21 protein-coding genes and 1 riboswitch are annotated in these 21,185 nt (G+C 71.0%); of the genes, 10 read left to right on the top strand and 11 right to left on the bottom strand.

Annotated elements, in window-relative coordinates; all coding sequences use genetic code 11:
* Positions 1–203: 203 nt before the first annotated feature.
* From F4560_RS34845 to thiO, 4 genes are all read right to left on the bottom strand, one after another.
* Positions 204–635, bottom strand: coding sequence for a MarR family winged helix-turn-helix transcriptional regulator (locus F4560_RS34845; protein ID WP_184927355.1), 432 nt, complete (start codon positions 633–635; stop codon positions 204–206).
* A 62-nt stretch (positions 636–697) separates the two neighbouring features.
* Complete coding sequence (locus tag F4560_RS34840; protein ID WP_184927354.1) at positions 698–1,453, bottom strand: thiazole synthase; 756 nt, start codon at positions 1,451–1,453, stop codon at positions 698–700.
* 1 nt (position 1,454) lies between these two features.
* Complete coding sequence (thiS, locus tag F4560_RS34835; protein ID WP_184927353.1) at positions 1,455–1,655, bottom strand: sulfur carrier protein ThiS; 201 nt, start codon at positions 1,653–1,655, stop codon at positions 1,455–1,457.
* The gene (thiO, locus tag F4560_RS34830) at positions 1,652–2,659 is read right to left on the bottom strand and encodes a glycine oxidase ThiO (RefSeq protein WP_312869651.1); all 1,008 of its coding nucleotides are present in this window, start codon (positions 2,657–2,659) and stop codon (positions 1,652–1,654) included. Before thiO ends, thiS begins: the two co-directional genes overlap by 4 nt.
* A riboswitch (TPP riboswitch) is annotated at positions 2,645–2,756 on the bottom strand. (Overlaps the previous gene by 15 nt.)
* 44 nt (positions 2,757–2,800) lie before the next feature.
* Here thiO and thiE point away from each other — a divergent pair.
* Complete coding sequence (thiE, locus tag F4560_RS34825; protein WP_184927352.1) at positions 2,801–3,460, top strand: thiamine phosphate synthase; 660 nt, start codon at positions 2,801–2,803, stop codon at positions 3,458–3,460.
* Positions 3,460–4,230 (top strand): dioxygenase family protein, encoded by a 771-nt coding sequence (locus tag F4560_RS34820; protein ID WP_184927351.1) that lies wholly within the window; start codon positions 3,460–3,462, stop codon positions 4,228–4,230. Before thiE ends, F4560_RS34820 begins: the two co-directional genes overlap by 1 nt.
* A gap of 101 nt (positions 4,231–4,331) precedes the next feature.
* Here F4560_RS34820 and F4560_RS34815 read toward each other — a convergent pair whose 3' ends face one another.
* On the bottom strand, positions 4,332–5,498 hold the full coding sequence (locus F4560_RS34815) for a S1 family peptidase (RefSeq protein WP_184927350.1): 1,167 nt from the start codon (positions 5,496–5,498) through the stop codon (positions 4,332–4,334).
* 518 nt (positions 5,499–6,016) lie between these two features.
* On the opposite strand from F4560_RS34815, the gene F4560_RS34810 reads away from it, so the two are divergent.
* Positions 6,017–6,940 carry a threonine ammonia-lyase gene (locus tag F4560_RS34810; protein ID WP_184927349.1) on the top strand — a complete coding sequence of 308 codons (924 nt, stop codon included), beginning with the start codon at positions 6,017–6,019 and terminating at the stop codon, positions 6,938–6,940.
* Positions 6,941–6,981: 41 nt separating this feature from the next.
* Here the strand turns inward: F4560_RS34810 and F4560_RS34805 are convergent, their stop codons facing one another.
* Together F4560_RS34805 and F4560_RS34800 are read right to left on the bottom strand one after the other, a co-directional pair.
* Positions 6,982–8,361 carry an MFS transporter gene (locus tag F4560_RS34805; RefSeq protein WP_246478996.1) on the bottom strand — a complete coding sequence of 460 codons (1,380 nt, stop codon included), beginning with the start codon at positions 8,359–8,361 and terminating at the stop codon, positions 6,982–6,984.
* Positions 8,362–8,791: 430 nt separating this feature from the next.
* Positions 8,792–9,550 (bottom strand): GntR family transcriptional regulator, encoded by a 759-nt coding sequence (locus tag F4560_RS34800; protein WP_184927347.1) that lies wholly within the window; start codon positions 9,548–9,550, stop codon positions 8,792–8,794.
* 238 nt (positions 9,551–9,788) lie between these two features.
* On the opposite strand from F4560_RS34800, the gene F4560_RS34795 reads away from it, so the two are divergent.
* From F4560_RS34795 to F4560_RS34775, 5 genes are read left to right on the top strand one after another with little or no spacing between them, the layout of a single operon-like run.
* Positions 9,789–11,072: a sugar ABC transporter substrate-binding protein gene (locus tag F4560_RS34795; RefSeq protein WP_184927346.1), complete on the top strand. Its 1,284-nt coding sequence runs from the start codon at positions 9,789–9,791 to the stop codon at positions 11,070–11,072.
* A 7-nt stretch (positions 11,073–11,079) separates the two neighbouring features.
* Complete coding sequence (locus F4560_RS34790) at positions 11,080–12,066, top strand: carbohydrate ABC transporter permease (protein WP_184927345.1); 987 nt, start codon at positions 11,080–11,082, stop codon at positions 12,064–12,066.
* The gene (locus F4560_RS34785; RefSeq protein ID WP_184927344.1) at positions 12,063–12,884 is read left to right on the top strand and encodes a carbohydrate ABC transporter permease; all 822 of its coding nucleotides are present in this window, start codon (positions 12,063–12,065) and stop codon (positions 12,882–12,884) included. Before F4560_RS34790 ends, F4560_RS34785 begins: the two co-directional genes overlap by 4 nt.
* Before the next feature lie 6 nt (positions 12,885–12,890).
* Positions 12,891–14,321, top strand: coding sequence for a glycoside hydrolase family 3 protein (locus F4560_RS34780; RefSeq protein WP_184927343.1), 1,431 nt, complete (start codon positions 12,891–12,893; stop codon positions 14,319–14,321).
* A gap of 13 nt (positions 14,322–14,334) precedes the next feature.
* Complete coding sequence (locus tag F4560_RS34775) at positions 14,335–15,378, top strand: SIS domain-containing protein (protein ID WP_184927342.1); 1,044 nt, start codon at positions 14,335–14,337, stop codon at positions 15,376–15,378.
* Between the two features lie 434 nt (positions 15,379–15,812).
* On the opposite strand, the gene nagA is transcribed toward F4560_RS34775, so the two are convergent.
* The gene (nagA, locus tag F4560_RS34770) at positions 15,813–17,057 is read right to left on the bottom strand and encodes an N-acetylglucosamine-6-phosphate deacetylase (protein ID WP_184927341.1); all 1,245 of its coding nucleotides are present in this window, start codon (positions 17,055–17,057) and stop codon (positions 15,813–15,815) included.
* A 192-nt stretch (positions 17,058–17,249) separates the two neighbouring features.
* Here nagA and F4560_RS34765 point away from each other — a divergent pair, with 192 nt between their 5' ends.
* The gene (locus F4560_RS34765; RefSeq protein ID WP_184927340.1) at positions 17,250–17,924 is read left to right on the top strand and encodes a FadR/GntR family transcriptional regulator; all 675 of its coding nucleotides are present in this window, start codon (positions 17,250–17,252) and stop codon (positions 17,922–17,924) included.
* Between the two features lie 179 nt (positions 17,925–18,103).
* Here the strand turns inward: F4560_RS34765 and F4560_RS46335 are convergent, their stop codons facing one another.
* From F4560_RS46335 to F4560_RS34750, 3 genes are read right to left on the bottom strand one after another with little or no spacing between them, the layout of a single operon-like run.
* Positions 18,104–18,790, bottom strand: a complete 687-nt coding sequence (locus F4560_RS46335; protein ID WP_184927339.1) for a winged helix-turn-helix transcriptional regulator — start codon at positions 18,788–18,790, stop codon at positions 18,104–18,106.
* A 9-nt stretch (positions 18,791–18,799) separates the two neighbouring features.
* Entirely contained in the window at positions 18,800–19,492 is a 693-nt protein-coding gene (locus tag F4560_RS34755; RefSeq protein ID WP_184927338.1) for an alpha/beta fold hydrolase, read from the bottom strand.
* On the bottom strand, positions 19,489–20,433 hold the full coding sequence (locus tag F4560_RS34750; RefSeq protein ID WP_184927337.1) for an LLM class flavin-dependent oxidoreductase: 945 nt from the start codon (positions 20,431–20,433) through the stop codon (positions 19,489–19,491). Before F4560_RS34750 ends, F4560_RS34755 begins: the two co-directional genes overlap by 4 nt.
* A gap of 101 nt (positions 20,434–20,534) precedes the next feature.
* Here F4560_RS34750 and F4560_RS34745 point away from each other — a divergent pair, with 101 nt between their 5' ends.
* The gene (locus tag F4560_RS34745; protein ID WP_184927336.1) at positions 20,535–20,963 is read left to right on the top strand and encodes an organic hydroperoxide resistance protein; all 429 of its coding nucleotides are present in this window, start codon (positions 20,535–20,537) and stop codon (positions 20,961–20,963) included.
* The last annotated feature ends 222 nt before the right edge of the window (positions 20,964–21,185 follow it).

Raw genomic sequence — 21,185 nt, 5'->3', positions numbered from 1 at the left:
GCCCCCCTTGACACGTGTGGTTGCCCTTGTGGAGGTCGGCGGGATGGCACGAAGCCCGGACCGACGACGAGACCGGCGCACAACCGCCCGACCCGGTCATCCTGCTGATCTGCCCGTCCGGCGAGGACGCTCTTAATCTTTCGCCCTTAAAGCAGTTCAAAGCAGTTCAAAGCACCTAAGAGTTCAAAGCACCTAAGAGTCGGTCAGCTGACCTCGCCGACCAGTTCCTCCAATGCCGGCAGCGCGTTGACCAGCGCCTCCCTGTGCTCCGGCGTCATCTGCTCGATCCGCCGCTGCAACTCGCGCACCCGCGCCGACCGCACCCCCGACACCATCGTCACACCCTCCGGCGTCGGCGTCGCCAGCCAAGCCCGCCCGTCCTGCGGATCAGGTTCGCGCCGCACATACCCGGACTCGACCAAAGCGGCCACGATTCGGGAGAGGGTGGGCGGGGCGACGCCTTCCTTGGCGGCGAGGTCGCCCAACCGCATGGGACCGCACCGCGCCAACGTGGCCAGCGCGGACACCGCGCCGGGACCGAGGCCGGGTGACCCGGTCCGCCGCAGCAGCCGGGATAGCCTGCCGATCGCGAGGTACAGCCGGGCGGTGGCGTCCTCGACCTGGTCGGCCGTCACGGCACTCCTCCTCGAGCAGACGGACACAGTTGACGAAGCGTCCATCATGCCGTGCGTGGCAATCACTCCACTGCCGGACTGGACGCGTGCGCCCAGAACCGCTTGGGGATGCGCCCCGCCAACTTGGCCAGCCGGCCGGCTTCGACGCCCGCGCGCATCGCCGCCGCCATCCGCTCCGGGTCCTGCGCCCTCGTCACCGCGGTCGCCAGCAGCACGGCCGAGCAGCCCAGTTCCATCGCCAGCGCCGCGTCCGAAGCGGTGCCGACGCCCGCGTCGAGGATCACCGGCACCGACGCGCGGGACACGATGAGTTCGATGTTGTGCGGGTTGCGGATGCCGAGGCCGGTGCCGATGGGCGAGCCGAGCGGCATCACGGCGGCGCAGCCGATCTGTTCCAGTCGCAACGCGAGCACCGGGTCGTCGGACGTGTAGGGCAGCACCACGAACCCGTCGTCGACCAGCTTCTCCGCCGCGTCCAACAACTCCACCGGGTCGGGCAGCAGCGTCTGGTCGTCGGCGATCACCTCCAGCTTCACCCAGTTCGTGTCCAGGGCTTCGCGCGCGAGCCGGGCGGTGAGCACGGCTTCGGCGGCGGTGCGGCAGCCGGCGGTGTTGGGGAGCGCGGCGATGCCGAGCCGGGCCAGGAGGTCGAGCACGCCACCTCCGGACGCGTCGAGCCTGCGCATCGCGACGGTGGTCAGCTCGGTGCCGGACGCGACGAGCGCGCGTTCCAGCACGGAGAGGTTGGCGGCGCCGCCGGTGCCCATCACCAGGCGTGAGCCGAACTCCCGTCCGGCGATCACCAAGGGGTCGTCCACGTCAGCCTCCCTGCACGGCGGTCAGCACTTCGACGGCGGCGCCGTCGGGCACCACGGTCGTCTTCCACGCCGTGCGGGGCACGACTTCGCCGTCGAGCGCGACGGCGACCCCGCTGGGTGGCGCGTCGAGCAGCGCGAGGACGGCGGCGACGGTCGACCCGTCGGGCAGTTCCCGCTCCAGTCCGTTGACCTTGGCCTTCACCGGCTGTTTCCTCCTTCGCGGAGCAGGGTGAGCACCCGTCGTGCGGTGACGGGTGCGAGCAGCAGACCGTTGCGGTGGTGGCCGGTGGCGGCCAGCACCCCCGGTTCCAGCCAGTCGATCACCGGCGCGTTGTCGGGGCTGCCGGCGCGGAACCCGGCGGCGGTCTCGACCAGCGCGTACTCGGCGATCCCCGGCCACACGACTTCGGCGTCGCGGAGCAGGTCGCGGACGCCGCCGACGGTGACGTCGCCGTCGAACCCGGCTTCGTACTGGGTGGCGCCGAGCACGAACCCGCCTTCGCGCGGCACCATGTAGACGGGTCGGCCGGACACGTGGGCGCGGATCGTGTGCCGTGGCGGCGGAAGCGCTCCGGGGCGCGCGCCCAGGCGCAGGATCTCGCCTTTCACCGGCCGGATCACGTCACGCAGCGACGGGTGCAGGTCACGGCTCCACGCCCCGGCCGCGATGATCGTCACGTCGGGGTCCACGGCGGACTCCGCAACGAACACCACGCCACTGCCGGCACACGCCTCACGCAAGGCGCGCAGCAGAACCCTGTTGTCCACGGCCAGGTCCCCCGGCACGGACAGTCCACTTCGGACCGTCCCCAGGCCGGGTTCCAACGCGCGCAGCTCACGTCCGGTCAGCCGGGTCGCGGAACGACCCATCCGGGCCAGGTAGGCGCACAACTGGTCCAGCACCTCGACATCGGCCCGGTCGACGGCCACCGCCAACGTCCCCACCGGACTCAGCTCCACCCCCAGCTCGCGGGCGAACTCGGGCCACAGCTCCAAAGACTCGACGCCGAGCGCCAGCACGTTCTCGTCGCCGGGCCAGGCTTCGGTGACGGGGGCGAGCATCCCGCCCGCGACCCACGAGCCGCCGTGTGGTGAATCACGGTCCACGACCTCGACGTGGAACCCGGCGCGTGCCGCGTACCAGGCCGCGGACAGGCCGATGACACCACCGCCGAGGACGGTCACTCGCATTGCCAAGGCACTCACGCTCCCTGCGCCGGCATGACCCGGATCAGGTTCGACGGTCGGAGCGAACCACGCTCCCTCTCAGCCCGGTGTGTTCCAGGCTCCCGTGCGGACCGTCTCCACCGTAGCGCACGAAACGGCGGGACGGTTACCGTGCGGCCCGTGCCAGGACTCGACGGAACGCAGATCAGGCGGCGGCTCGCCGACGCGCGGCTCTACCTCTGCACGCCCACGCGCCCGGACCTCGCGGAGTTCGCGGACGCGGCGCTCGCGGGCGGTGTGGACATCGTGCAGTTGCGCGACAAAGGACTCGAAGCGAAGCAGGAGATCGCCGCGCTGGAAGTCCTCGCCGAGGCGTGCGCGCGGCATGGCGCGCTGCTCGCGGTGAACGACCGGGCGGATGTGGCGCTGGCCGTGGACGCGGACGTGCTGCACCTGGGGCAGGACGACCTGCCGGTGTCCGTCGCGCGCCGGATCCTCGGTGACGACGTGGTGATCGGCCGGTCGACGCACGACGTGGAGCAGGCACGGGCGGCGGCCGTGGAACCGGGCGTGGACTACTTCTGCACCGGGCCGTGCTGGCCGACGCCGACCAAGCCGGGACGTCCCGCGCCGGGCCTGGACCTGGTGCGCGCGACCAGTGGCACGACGGACCGGCCGTGGTTCGCGATCGGCGGCGTCGACCGGGAGCGGCTGTCGGAGGTGCTGGCGGCGGGCGCGGACCGGGTGGTCGTCGTGCGCGCCATCACGGAGGCGGCGGACCCGCGTGCGGCGGCAGCCTGGTTGAAAGTTCAACTAGAAAGCGTACAGTCGTCCATGTGATGCCTGACCGTGCGATGCCTGTGCTGTACCTGGGCCACGGGGCGCCCCCGCTGGCCGACGACGAGCGGTGGACCGGCGAGCTGAAGTCGTGGTCCGCGACGCTGCCGCGTCCGGAGTCGGTCCTCATCGTCTCCGCGCACTGGGAGAACGACCCGCTCACCCTCGGCGCGACCACCACCGTGCCGCTGACGTACGACTTCTGGGGCTTTCCCCAGCGCTACTACGACGTCACGTACGAGGCGCCGGGCGCGCCGGAGCTCGCGGCGGACGTCACCAGGCTGCTCGACCAGCCGGTGGCGCACGACGAGCGGCGCGGCCTGGACCACGGCGCCTACGTGCCGCTGAAGGAGATGTTCCCCGAGGCGGACGTCCCGGTGCTCCAGATGTCCATGCCCAGCCTCGACCCGCGCGACCTGTTCGACGTGGGCCGGAAGCTGGCCCCGCTGCGCGACCAGGGCGTGCTGATCGTCGGCAGCGGGTTCATGACGCACAACCTGAGCTGCGTGGACATGTCCGCCGGCCCGGACTACCAGCCGCCGTCGTGGTCGGCCGAGTTCGACGACTGGGCGGGCCGGGCGCTGACCGACGGCGACGTGGACGCGCTGCTCGACTTCCAGCGCAAGGCTCCGGCCGCCGGCATCGCGCACCCGCGCACCGAGCACTTCGCGCCGCTGTTCGTGTCGCTGGGCGCGAGCGCCGCGCAGGAGGCCACGACCACCGTCGACGGCTTCTGGTACGGGCTGTCCAAACGTTCCGTGCAGTTCGCCTGACCCCCGCGAACAAAGGGAACACCCCCTGGACTGTTCGCCCAGGGGGTGTTCTTGATGCGATGCGCGGCCCGCAGGGACGACCGCGCGCCTGACTCCGTCGGTCAGCCGATCACGAGGCGCAGGCCGTAGGCGCCCAGGATCTCGTTGACCGGCTGGAAGAAGGTCGTGCCGCCGGACGAGCAGTTGCCCGACCCGCCGGAGGTCACGCCCTGGGCCTGGCCGAAGCCGGTGCCCGCCACCCACGAGCCGCCGGAGTCACCGGGCTCGGCGCACGCGGTGGTCCGCGTCAGGCCGTACACGATGCCGGACGAGCCGTAGTTGACCGTCTGGTTCTTGGCCTGCACCGTGCCGCAGCGCCAGCCCGTGGTGGAGCCGGAGCGGCAGATCGTGGCGCCGTTCGCGGCCACCGAGGAGCCCTTCACCACGACGTTGGTGCCGTTGTAGCGGTTGACCCACGGACGCGAGGTCCAGCTGGAGTTCGTGCGCACCCAGGCGTAGTCGTTGCCCGGGAACGACGAGCCCGCGAACGAGCCCGAGGTGACCCGGTTGTAGCCCTGGGTGACGGTGCCGACACGGCCGCAGTGGCCCGCCGTCACGTAACCGCCCGCGGTGACCGAGAAGCCGACCGAGCAGCGCCCGCCCATGTAGAACGCGTCACCGCCGCGCGTGTCGTAGAGGGTCGTCGGGGACTCCGCGACCTCCACCACGCGGACCGCCGGGCTCAACGACGAGGCGGTGGCCAGGAAGCTGTCGGCCGCCGCGTCGCGGGTGATGCGGTTGACCTCGACGACGACCGTGTTGGACGCGTCGTCGACCCGCCAGCCGGTGATGGACGCCGGCGCGGACAGGGTGTCCAGCGCGGCCTTGGCGTCGGTGAGCTTGCGGTGCGAGTGGGGGAAGACCTTGACGTCGGCGCCGGCGGCGCGCGCCGCGTCGGCCTTGGCCGCGTCGGTGACACCGACGGTCATCCTCCCGGTCGCCGAGTCGATCCACGCGCCGGCGAACGCGTCGCCGAGGACGCCGCGGGCCTGGTTCTCGACGTCACCCGACCTGGCGTCGTTGGCCAGACGGACGCGGGCCTGATCGGCGGACAGGCCCAGGTCGCGTTCCACCGCCTGGAGCAACTCGGCCGGGTAGCTCTCCGTGTCGGCCGCGCTTCCCGCATGGGGCGCGGCGGGTGCCGCGTGGGCCGGTACGCTGAGAGCTGTAGCCGTGCCGGCGGCCAGCAGGACGGCCGTGGCAAGGCGGGCCGCACTCGTGCGGTTCATTAGGCGTCTCCCTCATCTTCGGGTGCAGGGAACCCGAGAGCCTGGTTGCAGGGACCGCTCTCGGGGGCTCTAGGGGGACGGGTGGTGGGGCGGCGGCAGGGGTCGCCCCACCCCATTACTTCTCGCCCGAATCGTCGCCCGGGTCTCCGGTGGCACGGTCACGCACGGCAAGGACAGGGCTCGCGACTTCCGCATGGGCCCTCCTCCCGTCATCTACCGACCAGTACTCACCCGTTCGAGCGACGTTATGGCTCTGTTACCTATTACGGTTCAGGCCATCTGAGGGCGAAGTGTGTCACAGCACACGCCGGGTTGACTGCGCTGTGTAGCGTTTGACTGTTAACTCTCACTCAAGGTAGTGAGTCGATCACCGATTCGGGCGGTTTCACAGAAGTGACGGATTGGGGTTTGCAACGCCCCGTACGTGTGAATGTTCTTGCCCCGTGCGGGTGACGCAGGAGGAGTTCCGGTAGCCCCCGTGTAGATGTCACACCGCCGCGGGGGTGAGGATCGTCGGCATGGAACTCGTCACGATCGCCGACATCCAGGCCGCCGCGGACATCGTGAAGGACGCCGCGGTGCGCACGCCGCTGCTGAGGTTCGACGACGGGCTGTGGCTCAAGCCGGAGAGCCTCCAGCCGGTCGGCGCGTTCAAGATCCGGGGCGCTTACCACGCGTTGGCGCGGCTGCCCGAGGACGTGCGGGCCCGCGGCGTCGTCGCCTACTCCAGCGGCAACCACGCGCAGGCCGTCGCGTACGCGGCGAAGCTGTTCGGCGTGCCCGCCGTGATCGTCGTGCCCGACACGACGCCGCGGGTGAAGGTCGACGCGACCCGGTCGCACGGCGCCGAGGTGATCGAGGTGCCGATGGCGCTGCGCGAGTCGCGGGCGGCGGAGCTGGTGGTGGAGCGCGGCGCGACGCTGATCCCGCCGTTCGACCACCCCGACGTCATCGCCGGTCAGGGCACCGTGGGGCTGGAGGTGGTGGCCGACCTGCCGGACGTGACCACGGTGCTCGTGCCGGTGAGCGGCGGTGGGTTGATCTCCGGGGTGGCGACGGCGGTGAAGGCGCTGAGCCCGTCCACGCGGGTGGTCGGGGTGGAGCCGGAGCTGGCGGGTGACGCGGCCGAGTCGCTGCGGGCCGGGACGCTCGTCCGGTGGTCCGCCGACGACCGGGTCCGGACCGTGGCGGACGGGCTGCGGGCCGAGCCGTCCGAGCTGACGTTCGCGCACATGCGGGCGTACGTGGACGACATCGTGACCGTGTCGGAGGAGCAGATCGGCGACGCCGTCGGCCGGTTGGCGCGGCAGGCGCGGCTGGTGGTGGAGCCCAGCGGCGCGGTGACGCTCGCCGCGTACCTCGGCGCGACGTTCCCGGGCAGGACCGTCGCGGTGCTGTCCGGCGGGAACGTCGACCCGGAGGTGTTCGCCCGGTACCTCTAGGTGCTTGCCGGTCAGGTGCTTGCCGGTCAGGTGCGTGCCGGTCAGGTGCGTGCGGGCGGGCCGTCGACCGGGCAGCTGTGCGGGTCGTGGTGCTCCGTGGCGGTTTCGAGGACCCGGTTGTCGACACCGAGCGCCATCAGACCGCCGATCACCGACGCCACCGCGCACACCAGCAGCGCCGTCTGCCAGCCGCGGGTCATCGCGGTCGGGTCGGCGTACTGGGCGCCGGTCAGCCCCGCGACCGCGGGCAGGACGGCCACCGCGACCAGGCTTCCGGTGCGGGCGACCGCGTTGTTCACGCCCGACGCGATGCCCGCGTGCCGGTCCGGGGCGGCGGCCAGCACGGTCGCCGTCACCGGCGCGACCACCGCGGCGAGGCCGAGGCCGAACACCAGCAGGCCGGGGAGGACGCCGGTCCAGTAGCCGGCGCCCGGCACGACCGACCGCAGCATCAGCATGCCGACGCCGATCAGGATCGGACCTCCGACGAGTTGGGCGCGCGGCCCGAACTTCTGGGCCAGGCTCCCGGATTTCGCGGACAGCGCCAGCAGAAGGAGCGTGATCGGGACGCTGGCGAGCCCGGCGATGGTCGGCGGGTAGTGCAGCGACACCTGGAGTTGCAGGACCATGAGCACCATGACGCCGCCGAGCGCCGCGTAGACGAGGAACGTCAGGGCGTTGGACAGGACGAACGTGCGGTCGGCGAACAGGCTCGGCGGCACCAGCGGTTCCCGGCCGCGGAGTTGGAGCAGGACGAACGCGGTCAGCCCTGACACGCCGACGACGGCCGCCGTGATGACCAGCGGGTCGGCGCCTCGGACGGGAGCTTCGACCAGTGCGCCGGTGACGCCGGCGAGGCCGAGTGCCCCGACGACGGAGCCGAGGACGTCGGGGTGGCCGGTGAGGGACTCGTCGCGGGATTCGGGGACGTGGCGGCGGGCGAGCCACACGCAGACGACCGCGAACGGCAGGTTGATCAGGAACGCGAGCCGCCACGACCAGGCCTGGACGAGGACGCCGCCGAGCAGCGGGCCGATCGCGGTGGCGACGCCGGCGAGCCCGGACCAGGCCCCGATGGCCCGGCCGCGGTCGGCTTTGGCGAAGGCGGAGTGGAGGATGGCGAGCGAGCCGGGGGTGAGCAGCGCGCCGCCGATGCCTTGCAGGACGCGGGCGGCGACCAGGAGTTCGGTGGTCGGGGCGAGGCCGCAGAGCAGGGAGGCGGCGCCGAACCAGACGACGCCGAAGACGAAGACCCGGCGGCGGCCGTAGCGGTCGCCGAGCGAGCCGGCGATCAGGATCAGGGAGGCGAGGGCCAGCAGGTAGCCGTCGAGGATCCACTGGAGGCCCGCGACGGACGCTTCGAGTTCGGCGCCGATGCGGGGCAGGGCGACGTTGACGATGGTGCTGTCGAGCATCGCCATGCCGGAGCCGAGGATCGTCGTGGCCAGGACGGCTTTCGCGCGCCCCGTCCCCCACACCAGAGTTTCCGCCACCGGGCCATTCTGCTCCGGGAGCTGTCCACAGGCCTTCCGGTTACCCACAGGGCGTGACGCGGGGCCGCCGGTTGTCGGTGCCCGGTGGCAAGATCAAAGCAGGGGTCCCTCTGGCGGGGACCCCTGCGAAGCACGGCCTTGGTGGTGATGGCCGGGGGTGGTGCGGACCGGCGTGATGGTGACCGGGGTGATGGTGACCGGGGTGATGGCGACCGGCGTGGTGCGGACCGGCGTGCTGATGGCCCGCGTGGTCACGCGCGGCGTGGTTGGTGGCCGGCAGTCCGGTGGTGTGGCAGTCCGGTGGTGTGGCAGTCCGGTGGTGTGGCAGTCCGGTGGTGTGGTGGTCCGGCGGTGTGGGTCAGTCGCTGGGGCGGTTGAGGGTGGCCACGAATTTGTAGCGGTCGCCCCGGTACACCGAACGCACCCACTCGACCGGGTTGCCTTCCGTGTCGAACGAGTGACGCGACAGCAGCAGCATCGGCAGCCCGATGTCGGCGCCGAGCAGCTCGGCTTCCTCGGGCGAAGCCAGCGCCGTCTCAATAGTTTCCTCGGCGTGCCCCATCTCGACCCCGAACCGCTCCCGCAGCACCTGGTACAGCGACGCCCCCGGCGCGAGGTACCGGCGCAGGCCTCGGAACCGTCCCAAGGCCAAGTGCGTGGTCTCGATCGCCATCGGCTCGCCGTCGGCCAACCGCAGCCGGTGCAGCCTCAGCACCTTCGCGCCCGCCCGCACACCCAGCAGCCTGGCCAGCTCGGCCTCCGCCGCCATCTCCGACGCCTCGATCAACCGCGACGACGGCTGCCGCCCCTGCGCCTTCATGTCCTCTGTGTACGAGGACAGCTGAAGCCGTTGCGCCACCTTCGGTTCCGCGGCGAACGTGCCCTTCCCCTGCACCCGCAGCAGCCGACCCTCGACGGTCAGCTCGGCAAGCGCTTGCCTCACCGTGGTCCGCGAGACGTCGAACTCCGCCGCCAGCGAACGCTCCGTCGGGATCGGCGATCCGGGCGGCAACGCGCGCAGGAGGTCGAGCAGATGCCGCTTGAGTCCCCAGTACTTCGGCTCGCGCTGCGCGCGAGCCCTGGCGTCCACGCCAGTCGCAGGGCTCGTTTCGAGCATGCCTTCCTCCTCGCCCCTTGCCGCCAACCTGCCACCGCTCCCGGACACAGGATGCCCTGTCCACGTCGGATCGTGCTCCTGAACCCCCTACAAGCGCCGTGAAATTGATCCGATGACTTTGCAACGGTCCAGCAACGGCCTTGACATGCCTTGTGGCGAGGCACACTCTAGGCCGCATTGGTCTACACCACTTAGGCGTTCCGGTCGTGGGATCGGAGCACGGGGAAAGGGCGCACACGTGAAGGGCTGGAGAGGACTGGCCGTAAGTGCCGCCGCACTCGCGGTGGCCGTGGCCGGATGTGGCACGAGCACCGATGGCGGCAGCAGCAACTCCGGTGAACCGAGGACGCTGACGGTGTGGTTGATGGACGGCTCCGCACCGGCCACCCTGACCGACGCGCTGAACAAGGAGTTCCAGGACTCGCACGCCGGCGTCACCGTCAAGTACGAGGTCCAGAAGTGGAACGGCATCCAGGAGAAGCTGACCACCGCTCTGACCAGCAACAACCCGCCGGACGTGATCGAGCTGGGCAACACCCAGACGGCTAAGTTCGCGGCCGAGGAGACCCTGCTCGACCTGAGCGCGGACGTCTCGGACCTCAACGGCGACCAGTGGCTGAGCGGCCTGAAGGACTCGCTGACCTGGGACGGCAAGCAGTACGGCCTGCCCTTCTACGCGGCCAACCGCACGGTCATCTACCGGACCGACCTGTTCGAGGCCGCCGGCATCACCGCCCCGCCCACCTCGCGTGACGAGTGGATCGCCGCGATCGAGAAGCTGAAGGCGGCCAACGCGGCCGACCCCGAGTTCCAGCCGCTCTACCTGCCGGGCCAGTCCTGGTACGTGCTGCTGTCGTTCATCTGGGACGAGGGCGGCGACGTGGCCAAGCCGCAGGGCTCGGCCTGGGCGGGCGCGCTCGACACCCCGCAGGCCAAGTCCGGCCTGGAGTTCTACAAGAAGCTGGTCGACGCCTCGGGCACCAAGGCCCCGAAGGACGCGGACGAGGCCACTCCGCAGCAGATGGAGGTGTTCGGCACCGGCAAGGTCGGCATGATGATCGGTCTGCCGTGGGAGCTGGGCGGCGCCATCAAGGCCAACCCGGACCTGAAGGAGAAGACCGCGGCGTTCCCGATCCCGTCGAAGACCGCGGGCAAGGCCGCCCCGGTGTTCCTCGGCGGCTCCAACCTGGCCGTCCCGGCCGGCAGCAAGAACGCCGACCTGGCCAAGGAGTACCTGAAGCTCCTCAGCTCCAAGAAGTACCAGGACATGCTGGCCGAGGGCGGTTCGGTGCCGGGCACGTCGACCGACACGTCGAAGCTGTCGACCAACCCGCTGGGCAAGGCCCTGGCCGCGTCCGCCCCCAACGGCAAGGTCACCCCGACCACGCCGGCGTGGGCCGCGGTCGAGGCGGGCCAGAACCCGCTGAAGGACATGCTGACCGCGTACCTGACCGGCGCGAAGACGCTGGACGCGGCGACCGCGGACGCCAACGCCGCACTGTCGAAGACACTGGGCGGATGACGACCGGATGACGGCCGTGCACACGACCGACGCCGCGGTGCCGACGAATTCGTCGGCACCGCGGCGTGCCGCACCGGACGGCGCGCCGCGTCGTCGGGGCGGCGCCTTCGACCAGGCGCTGCCCTACTTGCTGCTGGCCCCCGCCGTGGTGGCCATCCTCTGGCTCATCGGTTGGCCCGTCCTCTCCGTCGTGATCACCAGCTTCCGCAAGCTGAACCTGCGTGAGCTGACCCGCGGCGAGGTCGTGTGGACGGGTCTCGACAACTACACGAAGATCCTGGGCGACCCGGAGTTCTGGGCGATCGCGATCCGCACGGTGGTGTTCACCGCGATCGTGGTGGCCGCTTCCGTGGTCGCGGGCCTGCTGATCGCGCTGCTGATGCGGCAGATCAGCCCGTTCGTCCGGATCCTGCTGCAAGTGGCGATGCTGCTGGCGTGGGCGATGCCGCTCCTCGCGGCCACCACGGTCTACCAGTGGATCTTCGACCAGCAGTACGGAATCCTGAACAAGACGTTGGTGAAGCTCGGGTTCGACTCGTTCGCCGGGTTCTCGTGGTTCTCCACCGGCACGTCCACGCTGGCCGTGATCGGGCTGCTGATCGTGTGGCAGGCGATCCCGTTCCTGGCGTTCTCCCTGTACGCGGGCGCGATCGGCATCCCGAAGGACCAGTACGAGGCGGCGGGAATCGACGGCGCGTCGGCGTGGCAGACGTTCCGCTCGGTGACGTGGCCGGAGTTGCGGCCGCTGCTGCTGATGGTGACGTTCCTGTCGATGCTGTGGGACTTCAAGGTGTTCGCGCAGATCTGGGCGATGAAGAAGGGCGGCCCGGACGGCGGCAGCACCACGCTGCCCGTCTACCAGTACCTGGAGGGCATCTCGAAGAGCCACTTCGGGGTGGCCGCCGCGGTGTCCGTGGTGATGGTGGCGCTGTTGGCGCTGCTCACGTTCCAGTACCTGCGCAGGCTGGTCCGATCGCAGGAGGGTGCGCTGTGACCGCGAAGAAAATCACCACGAACGTGGTCGCGGTGGTCGTGGCGCTGCTCTTCGCGTTCCCGACCTACTGGATGGTCGCGACCGCGTTGAAGCCGCGCAAGGACCTGCTGACCGGCGACTACGACCTGGTGCCGTTCTCGGTGACGGGCTCGAACTTCGCCACCGCGTGGTCCAAGCCGGGGTTCCTGAACTCGCTGGGCAACAGCCTGATGGTGTCGCTGGGCGCGGTGCTGGCGGCGGTCGTGGTGGGTCTGCTGGCGGCGTTGGCGATGTCCCGGATGCGGTTCCGGGGTCGCAAGGGCTTCGTGATGCTGATGCTGGTCGCGCAGATGGCGCCGTTCGAGGCGCTGCTGATCCCGATGTTCCTGATGATGCGGGACCTGGACCTGCTGGACCGGCTGCCGGCGTTGGCGCTGATCTACTTCGCGGTGACGCTGCCGTTCTGCGCGTGGACGCTGCGCGGGTTCGTCAACGGCATCCCGCTGGAACTGGAAGAGGCGGCGATGGTGGACGGCTGCGGCCGGTGGGGCGCGTTCCGGCGGGTGACGTTGCCGCTGCTCGGGCCCGGTCTGGTGGCCACGTCGGTGTTCGCGTTCGTGACCGCGTGGAACGAGTTCCTGTTCGCGCTGTCGCTGATCAACGACCAGAAAAAGGAGACCCTGCCGGTGTGGCTGTCGGGGTTCCAGACCAACTTCGGCACCGACTGGGGTGGCGCGATGGCCGCGTCGGCGTTGTTCACCCTGCCGGTGCTGGTGTTCTTCCTGATCGTGCAGCGCAAGATGGTCACCGGTGTCACCGCCGGTGCGGTGAAGGGGTAGGACCGCATGTCGTTGCACCGGCTCGCGTCGGGTGTCCTGCTGCCGGGGTTCCACGGGACCGCGGCGCCGGACTGGCTGTTGAAGCGGGTGGCGGACGGGCTCGCCGGCGTGGTGCTGTTCGGGCGCAACGTCGTCGACGACGTCCAGGTCACGGCGTTGAACGCGCAGTTGCGCGGCGCGCGGGCGGACGTCGTGATCGGGGTCGACGAGGAGGGTGGCGACGTCACCCGGCTCGACGCCGGGCACGGGTCGGAGGTGCCGGGGAACCACGCGCTCGGCGCGGCCGGTGACCTGGGGCTGACCCGGTCGGTGGCGGCGTCGATCGGGTCGCGGCTGGCGGCGTGCGGGGTGAGCCTGAACCTGGCGCCGTCGGCGGACCTGGTGTTGACGTTGGACGACCCGGTGATCGGGGTGCGGTCGTTCGGGTCGGATCCGGTGGCTGCGGGCGCGCACGTGGCGGCGTTCGTGGAGGGGATGCAGGCCGTCGGGGTTGCCGCTTGCGCCAAGCACTTCCCGGGACACGGCGCGTCCACTGTGGACTCTCATGCGGCGTTGCCGGTGTTGCCGCGGTCGGTCGCGGAGTTGACGGCGGTGGAGTTCGTGCCGTTCCGGGAGGCGGTGCGGGCGGGGGTGCGGTCGATCATGACCGGGCACCTCGTGGTGCCGGAGTGGGGTTCGGAGCCCGCGACGTTGAACCCGCTGGCCGTTCGCGTGCTGCGCGAGGAGTTGGGGTTCACCGGCGCGGTGATCACGGACGGGTTGGACATGAAGGCCGTCGGCGGCGACCTCGCGGAGGGTTCCGTGCGGGCGTTGGCGGCCGGGGTGGACGCGTTGTGCCTGGGTGGCGAGCCGTTGGACGACGACGGGATGCAGTGGCTGGTCGACAGCATCGTGGCGGCGGTGGAGTCCGGCGCGCTGCCGTTGGCGCGGCTGGAGGAGGCGGCGCGGCGGACGGCGGCCTTGGGTGCGCCTCCGATGGCGGTGGACGGGCACGATCCGGCGTTGGGGCTGCTCGCGGCCCGTCGGGCGGTGGAGGTGCGGGGGTCGCTTCGGCTGTCCGGGCCGCCGGTGGTGGTGGATCTGGCGGTGGAGCCGTCCATCGCGGTCGGCGACGTGCCGTGGGGGCTCGGGCCGTACCTGGTGGAGCTGATGCCGGGCACTTCGGTGGTGTCGTCGACGTCGGCTTCGGAGATGTCGGCCGCGGAGATCGCCTCGTTGGCCGCCGGCCGGCCCGTCGTGGTGGTGACACGTGAGGCACACCGCCATGCTTGGGCTACCTCGTTGGTGACCTCGCTGGTTACTATTGGTCTAGACCTAGTGCACGTCGAGACGGGCGTGCCGGGACCGGACCTGGGCGCTGTCGCCCGCGTCGACACCCACGGCGGTTCGCGGGTGAGCCTGCGCGCCGCGGCCGAGCGCATCGCCGCCAGCACCTGATCAGGAGATTCCGATGACCGACCACCAGCCCGGCAGGCACATGGCGGCCGAGATCGACCAGCAGCCCGGGATCTTCGACGGTCTGCTCGCGCGGCGGGACGGGATCGCGTCGGTCGCTTCGGCGATCGCGGCGCGCAAGCCGCGGTTCGTGCTGCTGGCGGCCCGTGGGTCCAGCGACCACGCGGCGCTGTACGCGAAATACCTGACCGAGGTGTTGCTGGAGTTGCCGGCCGGGCTGGTGTCGCCGTCCACGACCACGCTGTACGGGGCCCAGCCGGACCTGCGGGACGTGCTCGTGGTGTCGGTGTCGCAGTCGGGCGGGTCGCCGGATCTGCTGGAGGTCACCGAGTCGGCGCGGGCTCGTGGGGCGTTGACGGTGGCGGTGACGAACACGGCTTCGTCGCCGTTGAACGCGGCGGCGGAGTTGTCGGTGGACGTCGGCGCCGGGGTGGAGCAGGCGGTGGCGGCGACCAAGACGTACTCGGCGACGTTGCTGGCGTTGTACCTGCTGGTGGACGCGATCCGGGGCGGGAACGGGTCGGCGGCGGCGTCGCTGGGTGATCTGGCGCGGTCGACGTTGGACTCGTCGGCGGACGCGGTGGCGGAGGCGGTGCAGCGGTACCGGTTCGTGGACCGGGTGCTGACGACGGGGCGCGGGTATTCGCTGCCCACGGCGTTGGAGGCGGCGTTGAAGCTGGCGGAGACGTCGTACCTGGCGGCGCGGGCTTACAGCGGGGCGGATCTGCTGCACGGGCCGGTGGCGGCGGTGGACGCGGAGACGGCGGTGCTGGCCGTGACCAGTTCGGGCAAGGGCGGGGACGCTCTGCACGATGTGCTGGACGCGGTGCACGGTCGGGGGGCTGACGTGCTGGCGGTGGGGTCGGCTTCGGACAAGGTGTCGGCGGCGCTGCGCATCCCGGTGGCGGAGACCGCCGAGGAGGTGGCGCCGATCCTGGAGATCCTCCCGATCCAACGCCTCGCCCACGGCCTCGCCCTGGCCCGCGGCGGCGACCCCGACAACCCCCGTGGCCTGAACAAGATCACCCGCACCCGCTAACCCCGCTGACCGCGCGTCACCCCTCACGTCCCGCGAGTCCTACGTTCGCGTCCCGTGAGTCCTACGTTCAGAACGCCTGAATTCAACGCTCAGAACCGGCCATCCGCGACGGGAACCGGGCGGACCCGGCGGCCGTCGCGGATTGCGGGTGCCGGACGGGTGCCGGATCTGCCTCCGCCGGCGCGATCACCCGTAACCGCTTAGACTGGCTCTGACCTGCCGCTTTCTGCCCTACCGGCCGCCACTATCGGGTGATCATTGCGAGATCTTGAATAGAAACGCCGTTTTTGTAGGACTGAAACGTCGGTTAAAACAACGAGGCCGGCGACCAACCGCAGATCTCAACGTGAGAGGCCCGAGGCTGATCCCTCGGGCCTCTCACGTGTCCTGGCTAGGACGGGTGGCTCGCGCGTACGGCTACTGCCGTGTCCGGGCTACTGACCGGCAGCCGCCATACGGACGGACGGGTTGTCGTACAGCGCGGTGCTGCCCAGTGCCGGGCTGCCGAGCGCCGAGCTGTCCAGCCCCGTGCTGTCGAACACGACCTCGCCGTCGACCCACACCTTGCGGGGCCGGAGGTCGTCGTCCCACCAGACCAGGTCCGCCACCGCGCCCGGTTCCAGGCGGCCCAGCGTCGGCTCGCCGATCACATCGGCCGGCACGATCGTCGCCGACGCCAGCGCGTCCGCCACGTCCACGCCCACCGACACGATGTTGCGCACGGCCCGGTCGAGCGTCAGCGCGCTGCCCGCGATCGTGCCCTCCGGTGAACGTGGCACGCCGTCCTCGGTCAGCAGGACGTCCGCGCCGCCGAGCTGGTAGCGGCCGGGCGGCATGCCGGCGGCGGCGACGGCGTCCGTGACCAGCGCGACCCGGTGGCCGGCGGCGTTGAACACGAGCCGGCAGACGTCCGGGCCGACGTGTGCCAGGTCCGCGATCAGGCCCAACGTGAACCGGTCGTCCACCAGCGCGACGCCCGGCACGCCGGGTTCGCGGTGGCCGAGTGGGCGTTGGGCGTTGAACAGGTGCGTCACCATGCGCGCGCCCGCCTCGGCAGCGGCACGGGTCTGCTCGCCTGTCGCGTCGCTGTGCCCGACCGCCACCAGCACACCGGCCGCCGCCAGCCTGCGGACCGCGTCCAGACCGCCCGGCTGCTCGGGCGCCAACGTCACCATGCGCAACGCGCGGCGGAGCACCTCGTCGTTGAGGAGCAGGTCTATCTCGGCCGGTCCGGGCGCCACCATCAGCGCCGGGTCGTGCACGCCCGCCCGTTTCGGCGACAGGAACGGCCCTTCCAGGTGCACGCCGAGCGGTTTGGCGCCGGGGTGGCGGGGCAGGGTGGCCGACGCGGCCAGCACGGCGTGCGCCTGGCGCACCGCGACCGGCACCGGCGCGGTGATCAGGGTCGGCAGGAAACGGGTCACCCCCGTCCGCGGGAGCGCCCTCGCCACCGCCGCCATGCCTTCCGCGTCCACCTCGGCGAAGTCGACCCCGACCGCCCCGTTCACCTGCACGTCCACCAGGCCCGGGGTGAGCAGGCCGCCGGTCAGCACCTCGGCGCCGTCGGGCGGTGAGCCCGCGACGACGTCCACGATCCGGCCTGCCCTGAACCTCAGGCTGACGGGACCGGTGATGGTCCGACCGAGCAGTGCTCGCGGAGCTGCGACAACCGTGTCCAAGGTCCCTCCTCAAATGGTCCAGACCATTATGACCGGAAGTGGCGGAAGCCGTCACGTGTGGTTATAAGATAACCGAATAGAGTAGAGCATGGTGAACTTCTCGCCGCGCGGCGATCCGGCCGCGCGGCGATCCGGCGTGGCCCATACTGGGCGGCAGACATCCGAGGTCTAGCTGACGAGTCGAGGACCGCCGTGGCAGTTACCGACGACGCCATCCTGCGCGTCAAGGAGATGATCGTCTCGGGTGAGCTGAAGCCGGGCGACCGGCTGCCGCGCGAGGCGGATCTCGCCGAGCGGCTCGGCCTGTCACGGAACTCGCTGCGCGAGGCGGTCAAGGCGTTGTCGCTGGTCAGGGTGTTGGACGTGCGGCAGGGTGACGGCACGTACGTGTCGAGCCTGCGGGCCGACGACCTGCTCGGCGCGTTGTCGTTCGTGCTCGACCTGCACCGCGGCGAGGACTCGGTGCTGGAGGTCCTCCAAGTCCGGCGCATCCTCGAACCGGCCGCCGCGGCGCTGGCGGCGCAGCGCGTGAACCCCGAGGAGATCGCCGCGTTGCGCGCCCTGTGCGACGCCGCCGAGTCCGCCGAGTCGGTGGAGGAACTGGTCGACCACGACCTGGAGTTCCACCGCGCCATCGCGCAGGGCTCGGGCAACGCCTACCTGGCCCAGCTGCTGGACACCCTGGCCGGCCCGACCGTGCGGGTGCGCATCTGGCGGGGCATCACGCAGGGCGGCGCGGTGGACCGGACCGTCGCCGAGCACCGCGCCATCGTCGACGCACTGGCCGCGCACCAACCCGAACTGGCCCGCTCGTGGTCCACGGTGCACGTGGCCGGCGTCGAGCAGTGGCTGTCCGACCTGGCCTAAGCCCAATGCCAGTGACTTAAGCTGTTTTCGCAGCTCAGGCCGATTCCGATCTCGGCCGGGCGATGCCCATTGGCGTCGTAATCGCGACACTCCGGCGTTGCTGTCGCCAGACGTCTTGGGGCGCTTACGGACCGCACGGCAACGGGTGCGCCGAAAGGGGCTAGTGGGATTGGGCGTGATCAGGACGGGGGTTGGTCCGCGTTGCGGGATCGCGAGGGCGGCAGTCGGAAGAGGCCCTTCAGCCTGCGCAGTGCCGCGCTGTCGCCGGACGCCGACGCGGCGCCGGTCTCGATCGCGTCGGCGAAGGTCAGACCGTGGCTGGTCACGTCGAGGAAGGCTGCCTCGCTGATGGTGATGGTCGCGTCCGGGTGTTGGGCGGGTCCGTGCAGTGCCTCGATCGTGCCGTCGGCGATGCGGGCGTGGAAGACCTCGTCGTCGATGCGGAACTCGTAGACCGCGCGGAGTCCGGCGGCGGCCTCGGCGTCGAAGCAGGCCCGTAGGCCGAGCACGGCCCAGCCGGGATGGAACGTCTCGGTCTCGCGTCGTTCGCCCATCGCCCACTTCAGGCCCCATCGAGCCAGTTCCAGGATCGGCGGTCCGAGTTCCTCGCCGGCCTCGGTGAGGGCGTAGGCGGGGGTGCGGGCGGGCGGCGGGAGCGTGATCTTGTGTGCGAGTCCCTCGCGTTCCAGGTGCTTCAGGCGGGCGGCCAGCAGTCCGGTGCCGAGGCCGCGCAGGCTGGCCTGGAGGTCACCGAACCGCTTGGGCCCGGTCAGCAGTTCGCGGATCAGCAGCAGCGTCCAGCGCTCGCCGACGAGGTCGAGGGTGCGTGCGGTCGCGCAGTACTGGTTGTACGTTCGCTGTTCCACTTCATCACTCTAGACTTCGCGCTTCCCGTTCCTGAACTCCAGGAGCAGCCTGGCGAGTGGCTCGGGATCGGTGAGCATCACGTCGTGCGGGCCGTTCAGCGCGAGTGTGGCGTACCCGACGGCCTTGCCGAACCGGTCGAACGGGTAGGTCAGCGGCGCGCAGTAGATGGCCGTGCCGGGAATCCGGTCGACAGCCCCGCTCAAGCGAGTGGCTTCGGTGAAGGTGCGCAGCGGCTGCGGGAGCAGACGCGGGGCCAGCCAGGCCGTGTCGTCGGGGTCGACGATGCCGAACGCCGCCGGGGGTGGGGCCGGGATCTGCCGGCCGTCCCCGTGCGTGTCGGCCGCCGCACGCATGGTCTGTTCGAAGGTGTCGGGGGCCAGGCTGAACATGCCGGCACCGTCGGCCCCCGCCCAGCCGTCCACGAGGACGATGTGGCCGACGGCATCGGGCCGCGCGTCGGCCGCCTCCCGGACGACCAGGCCCGCGTAACTGTGTCCGACCAGCACGAGCTGGTCGTCGTCCTGAGCCTTGTCGATGGCGGCGACGACCTCCTCGGCGTGGTCATGGAGCCCGCGGTCTTCTGGGGTGCTGAGGTCCGGGGTGAGCGTGCGTGCCCCGGCGGCGTGCAGCAGCGGGACGATCCGGTCCCAGGCCCATGGGCCGTGCCAGGCGCCGTGGACGAGTACGAACGTGGTGGTCATCGGTGATCCTCCTCGTGCAGCAGGGGCAGAACTTGGTCTGCGAACTCCTCCAGGCCCTTGTCGTGGTCGTCGGTGGCCAGGCGGATCACCAGGTGGCGAGCGCCGGCCGCGGTGTAGCCGGTCAACCAGTCGGCGGCCTGGCGGGCGGTACCGGCGAACACGGTCTGGATCGACGCGATGAACTCGAGCGGCATGCCGTAGTAGCGCTCGATGCTCGTCCGCAGCCGGCGGTGCGCCTGCTCCGGGTCCTCGTCCAGACAGAGCGTCGCGTACAGCGCGGGGGTGACCGAACGGGTCGAGGCCTGTTCGATGGCCTCCCGTTCCACCGCGTACGTCGTCGCCTCGGGTGGATAGGGGAGCCAGCCGTCGGCGAGGCGGGCCACACGCCGTAGCGCCGGACCACCGCTGCCCGCCAGCCAGATCGGCGGCCCTCCCGGCCGGGCCGGCGGGGGCGCGAGCCGCACGTCCGTGAACGCGAAGTGCTCGCCCTGGTAGGAGACCGCCTCCCCCGACCAGAGCCGCCGCATGACGTCGATCGACTCCTCCATGCGGCTGACGCGGCGGCCGTATCCGATGCCGACCGCGGCGAACTGGGCCCGGGTGTTCGGGTTCGGGAACCCGCCGCCCATGCCCGCGATCACCCGTCCCCCCGACAGCCGGTCGAGGGTGGCCAGTTGGTGCGCCAACAGGATCGGATGGCGCAGTGCCGGCAGCAGCACCGCCGTGCCGAGCATGACGCGTTCGGTGGCCTGGGCGACGGCGGCCAACAGCAGCAGTGGATCCGCGCGCGGCCTGGTCACGGGGCTGTCGCCGGCCCAGACCGAGTCCAGGCCCAGCTCCTCCGCCCGCCGTGCCTGGGCCACGAGCCGTCCTGGTTCGTGCTCTCCCAGCACGGTCTGGTCACGCGTCGGCAGCAGGTAGCCGACCGCCAGCTTCGCCATCTTTCCTCCGGGGTCTCGTCAGGTTCCTGATCTTAACCCGTTGACTTTCTGTTTTTGAAGTGCCAAGTTCTTGTCCTGGTAGCTAACGAAGGGAGTTCAGGATGACCGAGGCGCTGTACACGGCGGAGGCGCACGTCACCGGGGGAAGGAACGGCCGAGGGCGCACGTCCGACGGACGGCTGGACCTGGACCTGCGGATGCCCAAAGAGCTGGGCGGGGACGGTGAGGGAGCCGACCCCGAGCAGCTCTTCGCGATCGGGTACGCCGCCTGTTTCGGTGCGACGCTCGCCCTGCTCGGGCAGCGCGCGAACCTCAAGGCGGACGACGCGGAGATCGACTCGTCGGTCTCACTGATCCCGATCGACGGCGGCCGCTTCAAGCTCGGCGTCGAGCTGCGGATCTCGCTGCCGTCGATCACCGGCGAGCAGGCGGTCGAACTGGTCGAGTCCGCCCACCAGGTCTGCCCGTACTCCAACGCCACACGCGACAACATCGACGTGGCACTGGCGGTCAACGGCACCCGGCTGTGACACGGCCCGCTCCTCTCCCGACGAGGGGAGCGGGGCATCACACTGGTGGGCGGTCGTTATCCGGCCGCTCCTCCACGCGGGATGCGCCAGGCCTGCCGGCAGGTGTTGCTTGCTCGTGAGTCTGGCCGGGGAGCCCTCCAGCAGAGCGACGCGGAGCTCGTGCCCCGTTGGGAGGCGCTGAGCCGGTGGCCCTGCAACGTCTCAGCAGCCGCCCGACAGACG

It is taken from the genome of Saccharothrix ecbatanensis, from assembly GCF_014205015.1.
Taxonomy (GTDB): domain Bacteria; phylum Actinomycetota; class Actinomycetes; order Mycobacteriales; family Pseudonocardiaceae; genus Actinosynnema; species Actinosynnema ecbatanense.
This window is presented reverse-complemented; position numbering and strand designations above follow the sequence as displayed.